This window comes from Micromonospora sp. NPDC005173 (assembly GCF_040608515.1).
Classification (GTDB): Bacteria; Actinomycetota; Actinomycetes; order Mycobacteriales; family Micromonosporaceae; genus Micromonospora.
On sequence record NZ_JBEXIK010000003.1, the window covers coordinates 212,591 to 229,375 of the forward strand.

Here is a 16,785-nt window from a genome sequence, read left to right on the forward strand (position 1 = left end):
TGACCTAGTCGCCGTCGGTGCCCCGGCGGGCGCCCGGTGCGTCCGCGTACCCTTGGGTCAGGCGTCCAGGTGCCCGCCGGCACCGGGACGCCTTGATCATGAAGGGTGGGAGTGTGGCCAACATCGTCAATCTGGACCGGGTGTCCAAGGGGTACGGCGCCGCCGGGCGGCTACTCACGGACGTCTCGCTCGGCCTGGACGACGCCGACCGGATCGGCGTGGTCGGCCTCAACGGTGCCGGCAAGTCCACCCTGCTGCGGTTGCTCACCAAGCAGGAGGACCCTGACGACGGCCGGGTCACCCATCGCCGCGACCTGCGAGTGCTCTGGCTGCCGCAGCAGCTCACCCTCGCCCCCGACGCCACCGTCCGGGATGTCGTGCTCGGCACCGCCTGGCTCGGCGAGGGCATGGGCGCCGAGCACGAGTGGGCCGGCGACGCCGGGGTGCGCGCCATCCTCGACGGCCTCGGCATGCCGCACCTGGGCCTCGACCAGCCGGTCGGCCCGATGTCCGGTGGCGAACGGCGCCGGGTCGCGCTCGCCGCGCTGCTCGTCCGCGACTCCGACCTGCTCATCCTCGACGAGCCCACCAACCACCTCGACGTCGGCGGCGTCGACTGGCTGGCCCGGCACCTGGTCGGCCGCAAGGGTGCCCTGGTCGTGGTCACCCACGATCGGTGGTTCCTGGACGCGGTCTGCACCAACACCTGGGAGGTTGCCGACCAGGCCGTCCGCGTGTACGAGGGCGGCTTCGCCGCCTGGATCCTCGCCCGAGCCGAGCGCGAACGCGTCGCCGCCGCCACCGAGGCCCGCCGGCAGAACCTGCTCCGCAAGGAGATCGCCTGGCTGCGCCGTGGTCCGCCCGCCCGCACCTCCAAGCCCCAGTTCCGCATCGACGCCGCCAACGCGTTGATCGCCGACGTGCCGCCGGCGCGGGACACCATGTCGCTGCAACGGATGGCCACCTCCCGGCTCGGCAAGCAGGTGTACGACCTGGAGAACGTCGAGCTGCTCGCCGGCCCCAAGGAGATCCTGCGCGACGTCACCTGGCAGGTCGGGCCGGGCGACCGGATCGCCATCCTCGGTGCCAACGGTGCCGGCAAGACCACGCTGCTGCGGATGCTCGCCGGCATCACCCGCCCCGACGGCGGCCGCCTCGGCACCGGCTCCACCGTACGGCCGGCGTTCCTGTCCCAGGAGCTCGCCGAGCTGCCCGGGCACCTGCGGGTGCTCGAAGCCGTGGAAGAGGTCGCCCGCCGGGTCCAGCTCGGCGACCGGGAGGTCTCCGCCGCCCAGCTCGCCGAGGTCTTCGGCTTCGACGACCGCCGGCTCTGGACCCCGGTCAGCGACCTTTCCGGTGGGGAACGCCGCCGACTGCAGATGCTGCGGCTGCTCGCCGGCGAGCCCAACGTGCTGCTCTTCGACGAGCCCACCAACGACCTGGACACCGACACCCTGGCCGCACTGGAGGACCTGCTCGACTCCTGGCCCGGCACGATCATCGTGGCCAGCCACGACCGCTACCTGATCGAACGGGTCACCGAGTCGGCGTTCGGGATGTTCGGCGACGGCCGGCTGGTGCACCTGCCCGGCGGCGTCGACGAGTACCTCGCGCGGACCGCCGAGCGTGCCGGCGCGCCGCGGGCCGGTGCCACCCCGACCGCCGCGCCCACCGGCCCCTCCGCGGGCGGCATGTCCGCGGCCGAGGTCCGCCAGGCCCGCAAGGAGCTGACCCGGCTGGAACGCCAGCTCGGCAAGCTCGACCAGCGCGAGACCACCTTGCTCGACCAGCTCGCCGCCGACGCCACCGACTACGCCCGGGTCGCCGAGCTGGACACCCAGCTCAAGGATCTGCGCGCCGAGCGGGAGCGGATCGAGGAGACCTGGATGACCCTCGCCGAGGACCTGCCCGAGAGCTGACCGGGCCGCGCGCGCCGGGCCGGGGGCCGTGTGCGGCGTCACACCGCCACATGCGGGACAATCGTCGGCGACACCTACCCCACGGCGTTGGAGATCAGACATGGCCCATACCCCCGTCAACCACCCCGCGCGGCCGGTCTACCGGGCGATCGGCGGGCTGACCGGTCTGTACCTGGTGGTCTTCGGTGCGCTCGGCATCATCGAGAGCGCCGGCAACGAGGTCCTCGCGCAGGACGGCACCCGGGTCCTCGGCCAGGGCACCAACCTCGGCTTCTCGCTGCTCAGCGTGCTGCTCGGGGTCATCGTGCTGGGTGGCACCGCGCTCGGCCGCAACATCGACGTGGCGGTCAACCAGTGGCTGGCGTACGTCATGATGGTGGTCAGCCTGGCCGGTCTGGCGTTCATCCGCACCGATGCCAACTTCTTCAACTTCAGCATCGCCACCGTGGTCGTCGTGATGGTGGCCGCGATGGTGCTGCTCATGGTCGGCATGTACGGCAAGGTCGGCACGGAGGAGGAGGCGGAGGCGTTCCAGAAGGCTCGCCTGGTCCTCTGATCGTTTTCCTCTGGTTGCGGCCGTGGGTTTTCGCCGGAGCCCGAGCTGCTCCGGGCGGTCAAGCTTGATCCCTGCGCAGCTCGGGCTCCGGCGAAAACCTGGCCTGGTCCATCCTTCGGCGGACCCTGCTCGCCATTGTGGTTCTCCGGACAGTCACCTCTGCCCCGGGTGACAATCCTCCTGAAACGGTCTAACTCAGGTGGATGGGGTTCAGGGTATGCCGCACTTTCCGGTGAACCATCCGGCACGGCCGCTCTACCGGGTCCTCGCCGGCCTGATCGGTGTCTACATCCTGGTCTTCGGAGTCTGGGGCGTCGTCGAGACGATCGGCGATCCGCTCTTCGACCGGGGCAGCCACTGGGCCCTCGGTCTACGTACCAACCTGGCCTTCTCGCTCGCCTCGGTGGTCTTCGGAGTCGTCCTGATCGTGGGGGCGTCCCGGCGCAGCAACCTTGGCCACTACATGAACCTCACCGCCGGGGTGGTGTTCCTGGTGACCAGCATCCTGATGATGTCCGTGCTGCAGACCGAGGCGAACTTCCTGAACTTCTCGATGTCGACCGTGGTCGTGTCGATGCTGTTCGGCCTGATCCTGCTCGGCACCGGCCTGTACGACAAGGTCGGCCCCGAGGAGCACGCCGAGGCGGAACGGCGCAACCGTCATCACCCGGTGGCCGAGGTGCACCGCCGCTGAGTGAAGTCAGTGGCGGCGGGCGGTGATCAACGTCGGCTTCGCCTCCAGGTGCGACAACCCGTTCCAGGCGAGGTTGACCAGGTGCGCCGCAACCGTCTCCTTGCGCGGCTTGCGCACCTCCAGCCACCAACTGCCGGTCAGCGCAACCATGCCCACCAGCGCCTGCGAGTACAGCTCGGCCAGCTTCGGGTCGTACCCGCGGCTCTTGAACTCGGCGCCCAGGATGTGCTCGACCTGGTGTGCCACGTCGTTCATCACGCTGCTGAAGGTGCCCGTCGCGGACATCAGCGGCGACTCGCGGACCAGCACGCGGAACCCGCTGGTCTCCTCCTCGATGTAGCCCAGCAGGGCCATCGCCGCCTGCTCCAACAGCTCCCGCGGGTGCCCGGCGGTCAACGCCGTGGTGATCCGGTCCAGCAATGCCCGGACCTCCCGGTCCACCACCACCGCGTAGAGCCCCTCCTTGCCGCCGAAGTGCTCGTACACCACCGGCTTGGAGACCTTGGCGCGGGCCGCCACCTCCTCGATGGAGGTGGCGTCGAAACCCCGCTCGGCGAAGAGCTGCCGGCCGGTCGCGATCAACTGCTCCCGCCGCTGGGCCGCGGACATCCGGACCCGGGAGGTGGACTTGGGTTTCGCCGGCGGGACCGCCGCCGCACGCCGACTGTCGGCGCCGTCGCTGACCTCGGCCATGTCGCCGCCTCGCTGGCGCTCGGTGACGCCCTGCCGTGGGATGGTGCCTCCGCTGTGCCCGTTCACGTCGTCGCCTCACTGGCGGGCGGTCCGACCGCCCAGCCGCGCCGTCCGACCGTACCCGGATCGGGCCCGGCCCCCCGTCTGCCGAGCCGTCCGGTCCCCCCGCGTCGCTCGGTCATCCGACTATCCTGCCAGGCGACCTCCAGGAGCACCGCCCGCATTTAGCGGGGTGCGACCGGCTTCACCAGCTTGGCCGCGATGCGCTCCGGCTTCGGCCAGCGCACCTGTGACGCCGCGCCGACCTTCTCGAACAGCCAGATCACCCGGGCGGAGATGTCCACCTGACCACGCAGCACGCCGTGCCGGGCACTGGTCGGGTCGGCGTGGTGCAGGTTGTGCCAGCTCTCGCCGAACGACAGGATCGCCAGCGGCCAGAAGTTCGACGCGCGGTCGCCCTGCCGCATCGCGAACGGGCGCTCGCCGTAGACGTGGCAGACCGAGTTGATCGCCCAGGTGACGTGGTGCAGCAGACCGATGCGGACCAGCCCGGCCCAGAAGAACGCGGTCAGTGCGCCCTGCCAGGACCAGGTCACCAGGCCACCGATCAGCGCCGGGCCGAGCAGTGAGATGGCCACCAGCATCGGGAAGAGCCGGTCCACCCGGCTGATGTCGCGGTCGGCTTGCAGGTCCGGGGCGAACCGCTCCCGGTTGGACAGCTCCCGGCGGAACAGCCAGCCCACGTGCGCGTGGAACAGGCCCCGGGTCAGCGCCCAGAAGCTGGTGCCGAAGCGCCACGGCGAGTGCGGGTCGCCCTCCATGTCGGAGAAGGCGTGGTGCCGCCGGTGGTCGGCCACCCACTGGATGATCTCGCCCTGCACGGCCAGCGAGCCCGCGACCGCCAACGTCACCCGCAGCCACCGCTTGGCCTTGAACGAGCCGTGCGTGAAGTAGCGGTGGAAGCCGACCGTGATGCCCAGCCCGGAGACCACGTACCAGACCAGGCCGATGACGACATCGGTCCAGCCGAGCCAGCCACCCCAGGCCACTGGTACGGCGACCAGCAGGGCGACGAAGGGGATCACTACGAAGGCCCAGAGGGCGGCCAGGATTCCGGGGGACTGACTGCCGTCGGTGAGCGGTTTCGGGCCGGGGCCGGCGGTGTTGGGTTCGAGCAGAGCGGTGGACATTTCACCTCGCAGAGGGGGACGGAAACGATCACGAAGCTACGCCTACGTTACCGTAACTTACGGCACCGTAGATCGCACGGGGAAGTTCCGAAAACCCTTACGCGGTCGGGCCAAAACGCAGGTCAGAGCCCTGAGGTGTGCGGCGATCCGGGGCACGGTCAGTCCCTCACCGCAGGGACGGCGCGGCGCTGCGGGCCCGCGCCGTGCGGCTTGGTGGCATCGATGCTCGGCAGTGCGCCGAACTGACGGCGGCGACGTCGGTGGGGTGGGTGGCGATAGCGGTGGTGCCGTCCGGGGTGAATCGCAACAAAGAGAGGATCAGGCAAGAGGTGGAGAGCATTCATCTATCACTCGCACTGCTCACGCTGGTTCTCTGGGGTTAGCCCAACTCCCAGGAGCATGTGATGGCTCCACGAATGAACAGGTAGGCGAATCATGCGGGTCGCTATCGTCACCGGCGCCAGCTCGGGCATCGGCCAGAGCGCTGCCATCCAGCTCGCCAAGCGCGGATCGGGGGTCATCCTGACCTACAGCAACAACCAACCCGGGGCGCTGGAGACCGTGGAGAGCGTCGAGAAGGAGGGCGGCACGGCCGTCGCGCTGCCACTGGACGTCGGCCGCAGTGAGACCTTCCCGGCCTTCCGCGAGTCGGTCGTCGCCGCGCTGCGCGACACCTGGCAGCGGGACACGTTCGACTCCCTGGTCAACAACGCCGGGTTCGCGCGGATGGCGCTTTTCGAGGACACCTCCGAGGAGCTGTTCGACGGGTTCATGCGGGTGCTGCTCAAGGGGCCGTTCTTCCTCACCCAGGCACTGCTGCCACTGCTGGCCGACGGCGGCGCGATCGTCAACACCAGCAGCAACTCGGCGCTGGCCTCCGGCCTGGAGCCCGGCTACTCCGCGTACGCCTCGATGAAGGGCGGCCTCATGGTGCTGACCCGGTACATGGCCAAGGAGTTCAGCAACCGCGGCATCCGGGTCAACTCCGTCGCCCCGGGCTCCACCCGGACGCGCCTCGCCGACAACGCCTTCGAGCGGTTCCCCGAGGTGATTCCGCTTCTCGCAGCGAAGACCGCACTCGGTCGGGTGGGCGAGCCCGACGACATCGGCATGGTGATCGCCACGCTGCTCGGCGAGGAGGGCCGCTGGATCACCGCGCAGAACATCGAGGTCGCCGGCGGGTACAACCTCTAGTCAACCCGTCTGCGGCGTCCGGGCCCGGTTCGGACTGCCCGCCCGGACGCCGTCCGGGCGCGCCGCCGGTCGCCGGGCGTGGCGGAATGAGCGATGGCGTCCGGCGGCCGGGGCGCTAAGGTGTAGCGCGGGATGCTCATCCCTGATGTGACGCGCTCGCGTCGCTGATCGGCCGTGGTGTAATTGGCAACACCCGGGTCTTTGGTACCCGTATTTCAGGTTCGAACCCTGGCGGCCGAGCTGCCCCCTAAGTCCGTTTTAGGTTCCAGTGGGGGTAAGACGGGAACGCGCCGGGCACCGCGGTTAGCATGGCCGCGAGAGTGTCCGCCGTCCCGACGGGAGCCACATCGTGCCCCAGCCCCACCTCCGTACCGTCGTCGTACTTGCCGCCGGTGAGGGCAAGCGGATGAAGTCGACACTGCCCAAGGTGCTGCACCCGCTGCTCGGTCGGACGCTGCTCGGCCACGTGCTGAGCGCGGCCGCGCCGCTGGCCGCGGACCGCACCGTCGTGGTGGTCGGCCACGGCGCCGACCAGGTCCGGGGACACCTGACCGAGATCGCACCGGACACCACGCCGGTCCTCCAGGCCGAGCAACTCGGCACCGGGCACGCCGTCCGGATCGCGCTGGACGCTGTCCCGGACGGCGCCGGCACCGTCGTGGTGATCAACGGGGACGTACCGCTGCTGCGGCCGGAGACGGTCGGCGCGCTGGTGACCGCGCACGAGGAGGCCGCCGCGGCGGCCACCGTGCTGGCCGCCGAGGTGCCCGACCCGACCGGGCTCGGGCGGATCGTCCGGGACGCCGACGGCCGGCTGGAGCAGATCGTCGAGGAGCGCGATGCCGACGCGACGCAGCGCGCGATCCGGGAGATCAACGCCGGCATCTACGCGTTCGACGCGGTGCGGCTGCGCGCCGCGCTGGGCAAGCTCTCCACCGACAACGACCAGGGCGAGGAGTACCTGACCGACGTCTTCGGGCTGCTCCGCTCGGCTGGCGAGCCGGTGGCTGTGCACGTGGCCGTCGACCACGTGGAGACGCTGGGCTGCAACGACCGGGTGGAGTTGGCGACGCTGCGCCGGCTGCTGCGCGACCGGGTCAACGAGGCGTGGATGCGTACCGGAGTGAGCCTGCTGGACCCGGCGACCACCTGGATCGACGTGACGGTCGCGCTGGACCGCGACGCGGTCGTGGACCAGAACACCCAACTGCGCGGCGGCACGGTGGTCGGCACCGGCGCGCTGGTCGGGCCGGACGTCACGCTGGTCGACACCATCGTCGGCCCCGGTGCGTCGGTGGTGCGCAGCCACGCGGTGGGCGCCGAGGTGGGCGCGGGCGCCAGCGTCGGTCCGTACGCGTACCTGCGGCCGGCCGCGCGGCTGGCCGAGAAGGCGAAGGTCGGCACGTTCGTCGAGGTGAAGAACTCGCAGATCGGCGCCGGCTCCAAGGTGCCGCACCTGACGTACGTGGGTGACGCGACGATCGGCGAGCAGAGCAACATCGGCGCGGCGTCGGTCTTCGTGAACTACGACGGGGTCAACAAGCACCGCACGGTCATCGGCAGCCACGCCCGGACCGGGGCGGACAACATGTTTGTGGCGCCGGTCGAGGTGGGCGACGGGGCGTACACGGCGGCCGGCTCGGTGATCGTGGAGGACGTGCCGGCGGGCGCGATGGGCGTCGCCCGGGCACGCCAGCGCAACATCGAGGGCTGGGTGGTGAAGCGGCGGGCCGGCACGGCCGCGGCGGAGGCCGCGCAGCGGGCCCGCGCCGGCGAGGGTGCGTCGGGTGTGGCCCCCACCGCAAGCGACAGTGAGGCAATGCACGGGAGGGCCGAGACGGTGGGCGGTGCGTCCGGCACGGGAGATACTGCAACCGAATAGTCCCCGCGCCACCACCACCGGGCCGGGTACCACCGAGAAACGGGAGCAGACGGGCCCATGGGCAGCATCGTCGCCGAAAACCGCAAAAGCCTGATGCTCTTTTCCGGACGTGGCTTTCCGGAGCTGGCCAAGGAGATCGGTGAGGTGCTCGGCGTGGCGCCGACGCCGGCCGACGCGTACGAGTTCGCCAACGGCGAGATCTTCGTACGGTTCAAGGACTCGGTGCGTGGTTCGGACGCCTTCGTGGTGCAGTCCGTGACGCACGGGGTGAACACCTGGGTCATGGAGACCCTGATCATGGTGGACGCGCTGAAGCGGGGGTCGGCCAAGCGGATCACCGTGGTGCTGCCGTTCTACCCGTACGCACGTCAGGACAAGAAGCACCGCGGACGCGAGCCGATCTCGGCCCGGCTGGTGGCGGACCTGCTGAAGACGGCCGGCGCGAACCGGATCCTCACCGTCGATCTGCACACCGCGCAGATCCAGGGCTTCTTCGACGGTCCGGTCGACCACCTCTTCGCGATGGACATCCTCGCCGAGTACGTGGAGCACAAGTACGCGGGCCGGCCGATGACCGTCGTGGCGCCGGACTCGGGCCGGGTGCGGGTGGCCGAGCGGTGGACCGACCGGCTGGGCGGTTGCCCGCTGGCGTTCATCCACAAGACCCGCGACCCGATGAAGCCGAACCAGGTGGTGGCGAACCGCGTGGTCGGCGAGGTGGAGGGTCGGGTCTGCCTGATCGTCGACGACATGATCGACACCGGTGGCACGATCACCGGCGCGGCGGACATCCTCAAGGAGTCGGGCGCGGCGGAGATCGTGGTCGCGTCCACCCACGCGCTGCTGTCGGATCCGGCGACCGAGCGGCTGAAGAACAGCTCGATCAGTGAGGTCGTGGTGACCAACACGCTGCCGTTGCCGCCGGAGAAGCAGTTGGACAAGCTGACCGTGCTGTCGATCGCGCCGCTGCTGGCGCGGGCGATCCGGGAGGTCTTCGACGACGGCTCGGTGACCACCCTCTTCGGTGGCCTGAGCTGAGCGTCGCGCTGCGGTGAGCCCCGTTTCCGCCATCCGGCGCTCCGGCGGGACCGGGGCTGCCAAGCTGGTGGAAACGGGGCTGGCACGCTGGTGGGAACGCCACCGACGCGCCGGCCTGGACCCATGACCGGGGACTGCCGGAAACCCCGGAATCAGCTCGGGTAGACTGGTGCGGTTGCCACGGCGAGGGTGCCCGGCGGGCCGCTGAACAGCGCCGCACGGAGGTACCGTCATCGACGCGGTGCTCCGGGCAGTCGTTCATGACGCATGAGCCCCAGCGAGCCCCTCGCCCCAGCACCGCAAGACGACAAGCCGCCGCAGCGAAAAGCATCAGGAGTTTCCCCGTGTCCGAGGTAAAGATCAGCGCCGAGCCCCGTACCGAGTTCGGCAAGGGTGGTGCCCGCCGTACCCGCCGGGCCGGCAAGGTGCCCGCCGTGCTGTACGGCCACGGCGAGAAGCCCAAGCACATCGCGCTGCCGTCCCGGGAGTTCGCCGCGGCGATCCGCAAGGGTGGCGCCAACCAGCTGTTCGCGATCGACATCACCGACGGCACGCAGGTGCTGGCGCTGCCGAAGGCGATTCAGCGTGACCCGATCAAGGACACCTTCGAGCACGTGGACCTCATCCTGGTCCGCCGGGGCGAGAAGGTCACCGTCGAGGTCCCGGTCCAGCTGACCGGCGAGGCCGCGCGGGACACCCTGATCGTGCACGACCACGACACCCTCTCGGTGACCGCCGACGCCACCAAGGTGCCGGACCACCTCGAGGCGTCGATCGAGGGCCTGGAGGCGGGCTCCCAGGTGACCGCCGGCGACGTGCAGCTCCCGGCCGGTGTCGAGCTGGCCGTCGACGCGACGCTGCCGGTCGCTGCGGTGACCGCCGCGCCGACCGCCGAGCAGCTCGAGGCGACGCTGCCCGAGGTCGAGGAGGCCACCGAGGAGGCCGAGGCCGAGGTCGGCGAGGTCACCGAGGGTTCCGAGGGTGCGGACGCCGCCCCGACCGCCGAGGGCGCGGAGAACACCGAGGCGCGCACCGAGGCCTGATCGGTTCGTACTGTGCGGCAGGCGTCCCCGAGCGTTCGGGGGCGCCTGTCGGCGTATCGGGAGTTCGGCGGGAGGGACGGGTCGTGACGGACGAGGCGGGACCGTGGCTGGTGGTCGGCCTGGGCAACCCGGGTCGGGAGTACGCCGGGAACCGGCACAACGTCGGGTTCATGGTGGCTGACCTGCTGGCCGGACGGGTGGGCGCGCGGTTCGGCCGGCACAAGCGGGCGGTGGCCGAGGTGGCCGAGGGTCGACTGGGTTTCGGCGGGCCGAAGCTGGTGCTGGCGAAGCCACTGACGTACATGAACCTCTCCGGCGCGCCGGTGGCGGCGCTGGCGCAGTTCTACAAGGTGCCGCCGGCACAGGTGATCGCGGTGCACGACGAGCTGGACATCGGGTACGGCCAGGTGCGGGTCAAGTGCGGTGGCGGCGAGGGCGGGCACAACGGCCTGCGTTCGATGTCGAAGTCGTTGGGCACCAAGGAGTACGTCCGGGTGCGGTTCGGCATCGGCCGGCCACCCGGGCGGCAGGACCCGGCGGACTACGTGCTGTCGGATTTCGGCGCCGCGGAGCGCAAGGAGCTGGATTTCCTGGTGGACCGGGCCGCCGACGTGGTGGAGTCGGTGGTCGTCAAGGGCGTGGAGCCGACTCAGAACCTCTACCACGGCGGTTGAGACTGTCGGGAAGCCCCGCCTCGCTCGCCTCGGGACTTTCCGACAGTCTCTGAGCCGGGCGGGGCGTACCGGATCGGGGTCGATGGGCCGGTAGTCTGCGCCTTCGGCGTGCCGCGACCGACGACGCGGGTCGCGGCGGAGCGGCCGGTGCGGGCACGGGTCGCGGCGAGGCGACGGGAGCGGGCAGATGAGCAGTCCTCCGATGATCGACGGTGCGTTCGCCCGGTGGTTGGCGGCCCGGGCCGGTCAGGCGCTGCTCGACCTGCGGGCCGAGCTGGGTTTCGGCGACGCCGGCGCGCTGAAGTCGGCCGGGGACAAGGTGTCGCACGACCTGATCCGCACGGAGTTGGCGAAGTGGCGGCCGGGGGACGCCGTGCTCTCCGAGGAGGACGAGGGGTCGCGGCTGGCCTGGGCGGCGGAGGTGAACGCCGAGGCGGTGTCCCGGTTGGCCGCGGACCGAGTGTGGATCATCGATCCGTTGGACGGCACCCGGGAGTTCGCCGAGGAGGGCCGCTCGGACTGGGCGGTGCACGTGGCGCTCTGGGCGCGTAGCGCGCCGAGCCCGCACGGGCTGGTCGCCGGGGCGGTGGGGCTGCCGGCGCAGCACCGGGTGCTGGGCACGGACTACCCGCCGGCGTACCCGCCGATGACGGTGGAGGCGGCGACGGCCGGCGCGCGGGTGATCCGGTTGGCGGCGAGCCGGAGCCGGCCGCCGGTGTTCCTCACCGACCTGGCCGAGGACGTGGGGGCGAAGCTGGTGCCGATGGGTTCGGCCGGCGCGAAGATCGCCGCGGTCATCACCGGAGAGGTGGACGCGTACATCCACGCCGGTGGGCAGTACGAGTGGGACTCAGCGGCGCCGGTGGCTGTGGCGACGGCCACCGGACTACACGCTTCCCGGATCGACGGTTCTGCGCTGAGATACAACGAGGCGGATCCACGCCTGCCGGACCTGTTGGTCTGCCGCAAGGATCTCGCCTCCCGGTTGCTTGCAGCGCTGCAGAGGCATTCCGGGTAGCCTGGGCGCACTTCTTGACATGTCCGACCGGAAAGGTCTGGAAATCGGATGAGCGAGCGAATCGAGCCGGTGTCATGACCACCCCCGCGGCCTACCGGGTCTCCCACCTGGACGCCCTGGAGGCGGAGAGCATCTTCGTGATGCGCGAGGTGGTCGCCGAGATGGAACGCCCGGTGCTGCTCTTCTCCGGCGGCAAGGACTCGATCGTCATGCTGCGGCTGGCGCAGAAGTCGTTCGCTCCGGCCAACATCCCCTTCCCGGTCATGCACGTCGACACCGGCCACAACTTCCCCGAGGTGCTGGAATACCGCGACCAGCGGGTCGCCGAGCTGGGGTTGCAGCTCGTGGTGGCGAGCGTGCCGGAGGCCCTGGCCAGCGGGCTGGTCCGGGAGTCCGGCGACGGCATGCGTAACCGGATCCAGACGCCGGTGCTGCTGGACGCGGTGGAGAGGCACCGCTTCGACGCGCTGTTCGGTGGCGCCCGCCGGGACGAGGAGAAGGCCCGGGCCAAGGAGCGGGTGTTCAGCTTCCGGGACGAGTTCGGCCAGTGGGATCCGAAGAACCAGCGGCCTGAGCTGTGGTCGCTGTACAACGGCCGGCACCACCCGGGAGAGTCGATCCGGGTCTTCCCGCTGTCCAACTGGACCGAGCTGGACGTCTGGCACTACATCGCCCGGGAACGGATCCCGCTGCCGTCGATCTACTACGCGCACGAGCGCGAGGTGATCGAGCGGGACGGGATGTTCTACGCGGTCAACGAGTTCTTCCGTCCCCGGGCGGGCGAGGAGCGGTTCAAGGCGCAGGTGCGTTACCGCACCGTGGGCGACGCCTCCTGCACCGCCGCGGTCCGCTCCGACGCGGACACCGTGGAGAAGGTCATCGAGGAGGTGGCGGCCACCCGGATCACCGAGCGCGGCGCGACCCGTGGTGACGACCGGGTCAGCGAGGCCGCCATGGAAGACCGCAAGCGGGAGGGCTACTTCTGATGACCACCGAGATCGTGGCCCCGGCCGCCGTCCCCAGCGGGTCCGGGCCGGAGGCCCGTCCGATGGACCTGCTGCGGTTCGCCACCGCGGGCAGCGTGGACGACGGCAAGTCGACCCTGATCGGCCGGCTGCTCTACGACACCAAGTCGCTCTTCACCGACCAGTTGGCCGCGGTGGAGGCGGTCAGCGCGGCCCGCGGCGACGAGTACACCAACCTGGCGCTGCTCACCGACGGCCTGCGCGCCGAGCGGGAGCAGGGCATCACCATCGACGTGGCCTACCGGTACTTCGCCACGCCGCGGCGCAAGTTCATCATCGCCGACACCCCGGGGCACATCCAGTACACCCGCAACATGGTGACCGGGGCGTCCACCGCCGACCTCGCGCTGATCCTGGTGGACGCGCGCAAGGGCCTGGTCGAGCAGTCCCGCCGGCATGCGTTCCTGTGCTCGCTGCTGCGGGTGCCGCACCTGGTCCTCTGCGTCAACAAGATGGACCTGGTGGACTGGTCGCAGGAGGTCTACGAGCGGATCGCCGACGAGTTCACCGCGTTCGCCGCGAAGCTCGACGTGCCGGACCTGACCGTGGTGCCGATCTCCGCGCTGCGTGGCGACAACATCGTCACCCGGTCGGAGAACATGCCGTGGTACGAGGGCTCGTCGCTGCTGCACCACCTGGAGCGGGTGCACATCGCCAGCGACCGCAACCTGGTCGACGTCCGGTTCCCGGTGCAGTACGTGATCCGGCCGCAGTCCACCACGGTCACCGACTACCGCGGCTACGCTGGTCAGGTCGCCTCCGGCGTGCTCAAGCCGGGCGACGAGGTGATGGTGCTGCCGTCCGGCTTCACCAGCCGGATCGCCGCGGTGGAGACCGCCGACGGGCCGGTCGCGGAGGCGTTCCCGCCGATGTCGGTGACGGTACGGCTGGCCGACGAGATCGACATCTCCCGGGGCGACATGATCTGCCGGCCGAACAACGCTCCCGCGGTGGCCCAGGACATCGAGGCGATGGTGTGCTGGATGGACGAGACCCGCCCGCTGCGGGTCGGCGGCCGGTACGCGATCAAGCACACCACTCGGTCGGCGCGGGCGATCGTGCGCGGGCTGCACTACCGGCTGGACATCAACTCGCTGCACCGCGACGAGTCGGCCGATGAGCTGCGGCTCAACGAGATCGGCCGGCTGCGGCTGCGCACCACGGTGCCGCTGCTGGCCGACGAGTACCGGCGCAACCGCACCACCGGCGGCTTCGTCATCATCGACGAGGCCACCAACCGCACCGTCGGTGCCGGCATGATCGTCGAAGCCAGCTGACCGAGGCTCGGCCCGCCCCGGCCCGGTTGCCCGCAAGATCGCGCTCCATCCAGGAAGTAGTGGCCTCGCCCGATGGGCGAGGCCACTACTTCCACGAACGAGCACGATCTCACCCCGACCCCATCCCACCTCGACCGGTGATCAAGAGGTTTGCGTCAGGATCCGGGCTCGGACTGACGCAAACCTCTTGATCAACCCGGTGGGGTGGGGTGGGGTGGGTGGGGTTAGTTGAGGCGGGTGGCGCCGGGGGATGGGAGGACTGGGATGGTGGTGGGTGCGGTGAAGCCGCGTTCGGCGTAGGCGGCAGTTATGGCGGCGGCTACCGCGTCGGTCCGGTCCGCCGCTATCAGGGCGAGGACGCAGCCACCGAAGCCACCGCCGGTCATCCGGGCACCCAGCGCGCCGGCCGCCAGCGCCGCCTCGACCGCGGTGTCGATCTCCGGCACGGTGATCTCGAAGTCGTCGCGCATCGAGACGTGTGAGGTGGTGAGTAGCGGGCCGATGTCCCGGACCCGGCCGGCGCGCAGCAGTGCCACCGTGTCCAACACCCGCTGGTCCTCGGTGACCACGTGCCGGACCCGCCGCCGGGTCTCCTCGTCGTCGAGTCGGGCCAGCGCGGTGTCGAGTTGGTCGATGGCGACGTCACGCAGCGCGGCGACGCCGAGGGTCTTGGCCGCCGCCTCGCAGGACCGGCGGCGGGCGGCGTACTCGCCGTCGGCGTGCCGGTGCGGCGCCCGGCTGTCGATGACCAGCACGGCCAGCCCAGCGGCGTCCAGGTCGAACGGGATGTGCTCGACCGACTCGTCGCGGCAGTCCAGGAAGAGGGCGTGCCCGGCGCGGCAGCGGATCGCCGCGGACTGGTCCATGATTCCGGTCGGTGCGCCGACGTAGACGTTCTCCGCGCGTTGCGCCAGCCGAGGCTGCCGTTCGGCGGCCAGCTCCACCCCACCCAGGTCGAGCAGGGCGGCGAGCACGGCCGACTCCAGTGCGGCCGAGGAGGAGAGCCCGGAGCCCAGCGGCACGTCGGAGGCGATCGCCAACCGGGCGCCGGGTACCGGGTGGCCGGCCTCGCGCAGCGCCCAGACCACAGCGGCCACGTACGCGCCCCAGCCGGCGACCCGGCCCGGCTGGGTCACGTCGTCCGCGCCGAAGGTGATCGTCTCGCCGGACAGCTCGGACCAGACCGTCCAGCGCTCCCCGTCCTGCCGGTCGGCGGCGACCACGGTGCGCAGCGGCAGCGCGAAGGGCAGCACGAACCCGTCGTTGTAGTCGGTGTGCTCGCCGATCAGGTTGACCCGGCCGGGAGCCGCCCAGCGGCCAGCGGCCTGGCCGCCGTACTGCTCGGTGAAGCCGGCGGCGGCCCGCTCGGCGACGTCACCGGTGGGGTCGGTCACGCTGCTTCCTCCGTTCGCGACTGCGGGGCTCGCAACACCGGCTCACTCCTCGCGCTCACCGTGCCTCCGCCGTTCGCGACTGCGGGGCTCGCAAACACCGGCTCACTCCTCGCGCTCACCGTTGCTCCAGGATGTGGGTGCGGTAGAAGGCCCAGGCGTCGCCGACCATGTCGTGCAGGGTCGGCTTCTGCGGCACCCAGCCCAGCTCGTCGCGGGCCAGAGCGGAGGAGGCGACCAGCTCGGCCGGGTCGCCCTCGCGGCGTGGCGCCACCTCGACCGGCAGTGCATGCCCGGTGACCTCGCGGACCACGTCGGCCACCTGCCGGTTGGTGAAACCGTTGCCGTTGCCCAGGTTGTAGATCCGGTGCTGGCCCGCGGCGGCGGCGTCCAGTGCCAACAGGTGGGCTCGGGCCAGGTCGGCGACGTGGATGTAGTCGCGGACGCACGTGCCGTCCACGGTGGGGTAGTCGTCGCCGAAGAGCTGGAGCTTCTCCCGCCGGCCGGCGGCGACCTCCAACGCGATCGGGATCAGGTGCGTCTCCGGATCGTGCCGTTCGCCGAGCGCGACGTCGCCGTCGAGGTGCGCGCCGGCCACGTTGAAGTAGCGCAGCGACACGGCGGCCAGCCCGTGCGCGACCGCCTCGGAGGTGAGCGCCATGTCGACGGCGAGCTTGGTGGCGCCGTACGTGTTGGTGGGCGCCTTGACCGCGCTCTCCGGGATGGGCAGCTCGGTGGGGTTGCCGTAGACGGCGGCGGTGGAGGAGAAGACCATCCGGGGCACCCCGGCGGCCCGGACCGCGTCGATCAGGGCGAGGGTGCCGACCGTGTTGGTCTGCCAGTACAGCTCCGGCTTGACCATCGACTCGCCGGCGGCGATCAGAGCGGCGAAGTGCAGCACCCCGTCGAAGCCCGCGTCGGGCGTGACGATCCGGGCGGCGTCGTGGATGGACGCCTCGACGTGGGTCGCGTCCGGAGCGAGCGCCTCGCGGTGGCCGGTGCGCAGGTCGTCCAGCACGACGACCTGGTGGCCCGCGTCGAGCAGCATTCGGGTCACTACGCTGCCGATGAAGCCGGCGCCCCCCGTGACGAGCAGTTTCACGTCGTTGCCTCCTGCCTGGCCCGCCCGGGACGTGGCCCTTCGGTGATCACCCTACGGCGGCGGGTGTACCCCGACCGACCACGCCGCCA

Annotated in this window: 15 protein-coding genes and 1 tRNA gene; 12 read left to right on the plus strand and 4 right to left on the minus strand. The window is 70.9% G+C overall.

What is annotated here, in order from left to right; translation table 11 throughout:
- Positions 1-113 precede the first annotated feature (113 nt).
- The 3 genes from ABZV00_RS06310 (at position 114) to ABZV00_RS06320 (ending at position 3,169) form a co-directional block, all read left to right on the plus strand.
- The gene (locus tag ABZV00_RS06310; protein ID WP_328423330.1) at positions 114-1,919 is read left to right on the plus strand and encodes an ABC-F family ATP-binding cassette domain-containing protein; all 1,806 of its coding nucleotides are present in this window, start codon (positions 114-116) and stop codon (positions 1,917-1,919) included.
- Positions 1,920-2,019: 100 nt separating this feature from the next.
- Complete coding sequence (locus ABZV00_RS06315) at positions 2,020-2,475, plus strand: DUF4383 domain-containing protein (protein WP_355602354.1); 456 nt, start codon at positions 2,020-2,022, stop codon at positions 2,473-2,475.
- 217 nt (positions 2,476-2,692) lie between these two features.
- Complete coding sequence (locus ABZV00_RS06320; RefSeq protein WP_355602356.1) at positions 2,693-3,169, plus strand: DUF4383 domain-containing protein; 477 nt, start codon at positions 2,693-2,695, stop codon at positions 3,167-3,169.
- A gap of 6 nt (positions 3,170-3,175) precedes the next feature.
- Here ABZV00_RS06320 and ABZV00_RS06325 read toward each other — a convergent pair whose 3' ends face one another.
- Together ABZV00_RS06325 and ABZV00_RS06330 are read right to left on the minus strand one after the other, a co-directional pair.
- Entirely contained in the window at positions 3,176-3,862 is a 687-nt protein-coding gene (locus tag ABZV00_RS06325) for a TetR/AcrR family transcriptional regulator (protein WP_355602594.1), read from the minus strand.
- 224 nt (positions 3,863-4,086) lie between these two features.
- A complete protein-coding gene (locus ABZV00_RS06330; protein ID WP_328423336.1) occupies positions 4,087-5,052 on the minus strand; it encodes an acyl-CoA desaturase in 966 nt (321 codons plus the stop codon).
- Between the two features lie 435 nt (positions 5,053-5,487).
- Here ABZV00_RS06330 and ABZV00_RS06335 point away from each other — a divergent pair, with 435 nt between their 5' ends.
- The 9 genes from ABZV00_RS06335 (at position 5,488) to ABZV00_RS06375 (ending at position 14,203) form a co-directional block, all read left to right on the plus strand.
- Entirely contained in the window at positions 5,488-6,246 is a 759-nt protein-coding gene (locus tag ABZV00_RS06335; protein WP_355602358.1) for an SDR family oxidoreductase, read from the plus strand.
- 168 nt (positions 6,247-6,414) lie between these two features.
- Positions 6,415-6,486, plus strand: a tRNA-Gln gene (locus ABZV00_RS06340).
- A 106-nt stretch (positions 6,487-6,592) separates the two neighbouring features.
- Positions 6,593-8,128, plus strand: a complete 1,536-nt coding sequence (gene glmU / locus ABZV00_RS06345) for a bifunctional UDP-N-acetylglucosamine diphosphorylase/glucosamine-1-phosphate N-acetyltransferase GlmU (protein WP_355602596.1) — start codon at positions 6,593-6,595, stop codon at positions 8,126-8,128.
- A 57-nt stretch (positions 8,129-8,185) separates the two neighbouring features.
- Positions 8,186-9,166: a ribose-phosphate diphosphokinase gene (locus ABZV00_RS06350; protein WP_328423340.1), complete on the plus strand. Its 981-nt coding sequence runs from the start codon at positions 8,186-8,188 to the stop codon at positions 9,164-9,166.
- Positions 9,167-9,510: 344 nt separating this feature from the next.
- Positions 9,511-10,209: a 50S ribosomal protein L25/general stress protein Ctc gene (locus ABZV00_RS06355; protein ID WP_328423342.1), complete on the plus strand. Its 699-nt coding sequence runs from the start codon at positions 9,511-9,513 to the stop codon at positions 10,207-10,209.
- 83 nt (positions 10,210-10,292) lie between these two features.
- Entirely contained in the window at positions 10,293-10,883 is a 591-nt protein-coding gene (gene pth, locus ABZV00_RS06360) for an aminoacyl-tRNA hydrolase (protein WP_328423343.1), read from the plus strand.
- 187 nt (positions 10,884-11,070) lie between these two features.
- On the plus strand, positions 11,071-11,901 hold the full coding sequence (locus tag ABZV00_RS06365) for an inositol monophosphatase family protein (protein WP_328423344.1): 831 nt from the start codon (positions 11,071-11,073) through the stop codon (positions 11,899-11,901).
- Positions 11,902-11,975: 74 nt separating this feature from the next.
- Positions 11,976-12,887, plus strand: coding sequence for a sulfate adenylyltransferase subunit CysD (cysD, locus tag ABZV00_RS06370; protein WP_355602361.1), 912 nt, complete (start codon positions 11,976-11,978; stop codon positions 12,885-12,887).
- A complete protein-coding gene (locus ABZV00_RS06375) occupies positions 12,887-14,203 on the plus strand; it encodes a GTP-binding protein (RefSeq protein ID WP_355602363.1) in 1,317 nt (438 codons plus the stop codon). The genes cysD and ABZV00_RS06375 overlap by 1 nt, the downstream gene beginning before the upstream one ends.
- Positions 14,204-14,427: 224 nt before the next feature.
- On the opposite strand, the gene galK is transcribed toward ABZV00_RS06375, so the two are convergent.
- Together galK and galE are read right to left on the minus strand one after the other, a co-directional pair.
- The gene (gene galK / locus ABZV00_RS06380) at positions 14,428-15,597 is read right to left on the minus strand and encodes a galactokinase (RefSeq protein ID WP_355602365.1); all 1,170 of its coding nucleotides are present in this window, start codon (positions 15,595-15,597) and stop codon (positions 14,428-14,430) included.
- A gap of 115 nt (positions 15,598-15,712) precedes the next feature.
- Positions 15,713-16,696: a UDP-glucose 4-epimerase GalE gene (galE, locus tag ABZV00_RS06385; RefSeq protein WP_355602367.1), complete on the minus strand. Its 984-nt coding sequence runs from the start codon at positions 16,694-16,696 to the stop codon at positions 15,713-15,715.
- Between the last annotated feature and the right edge of the window lie 89 nt (positions 16,697-16,785).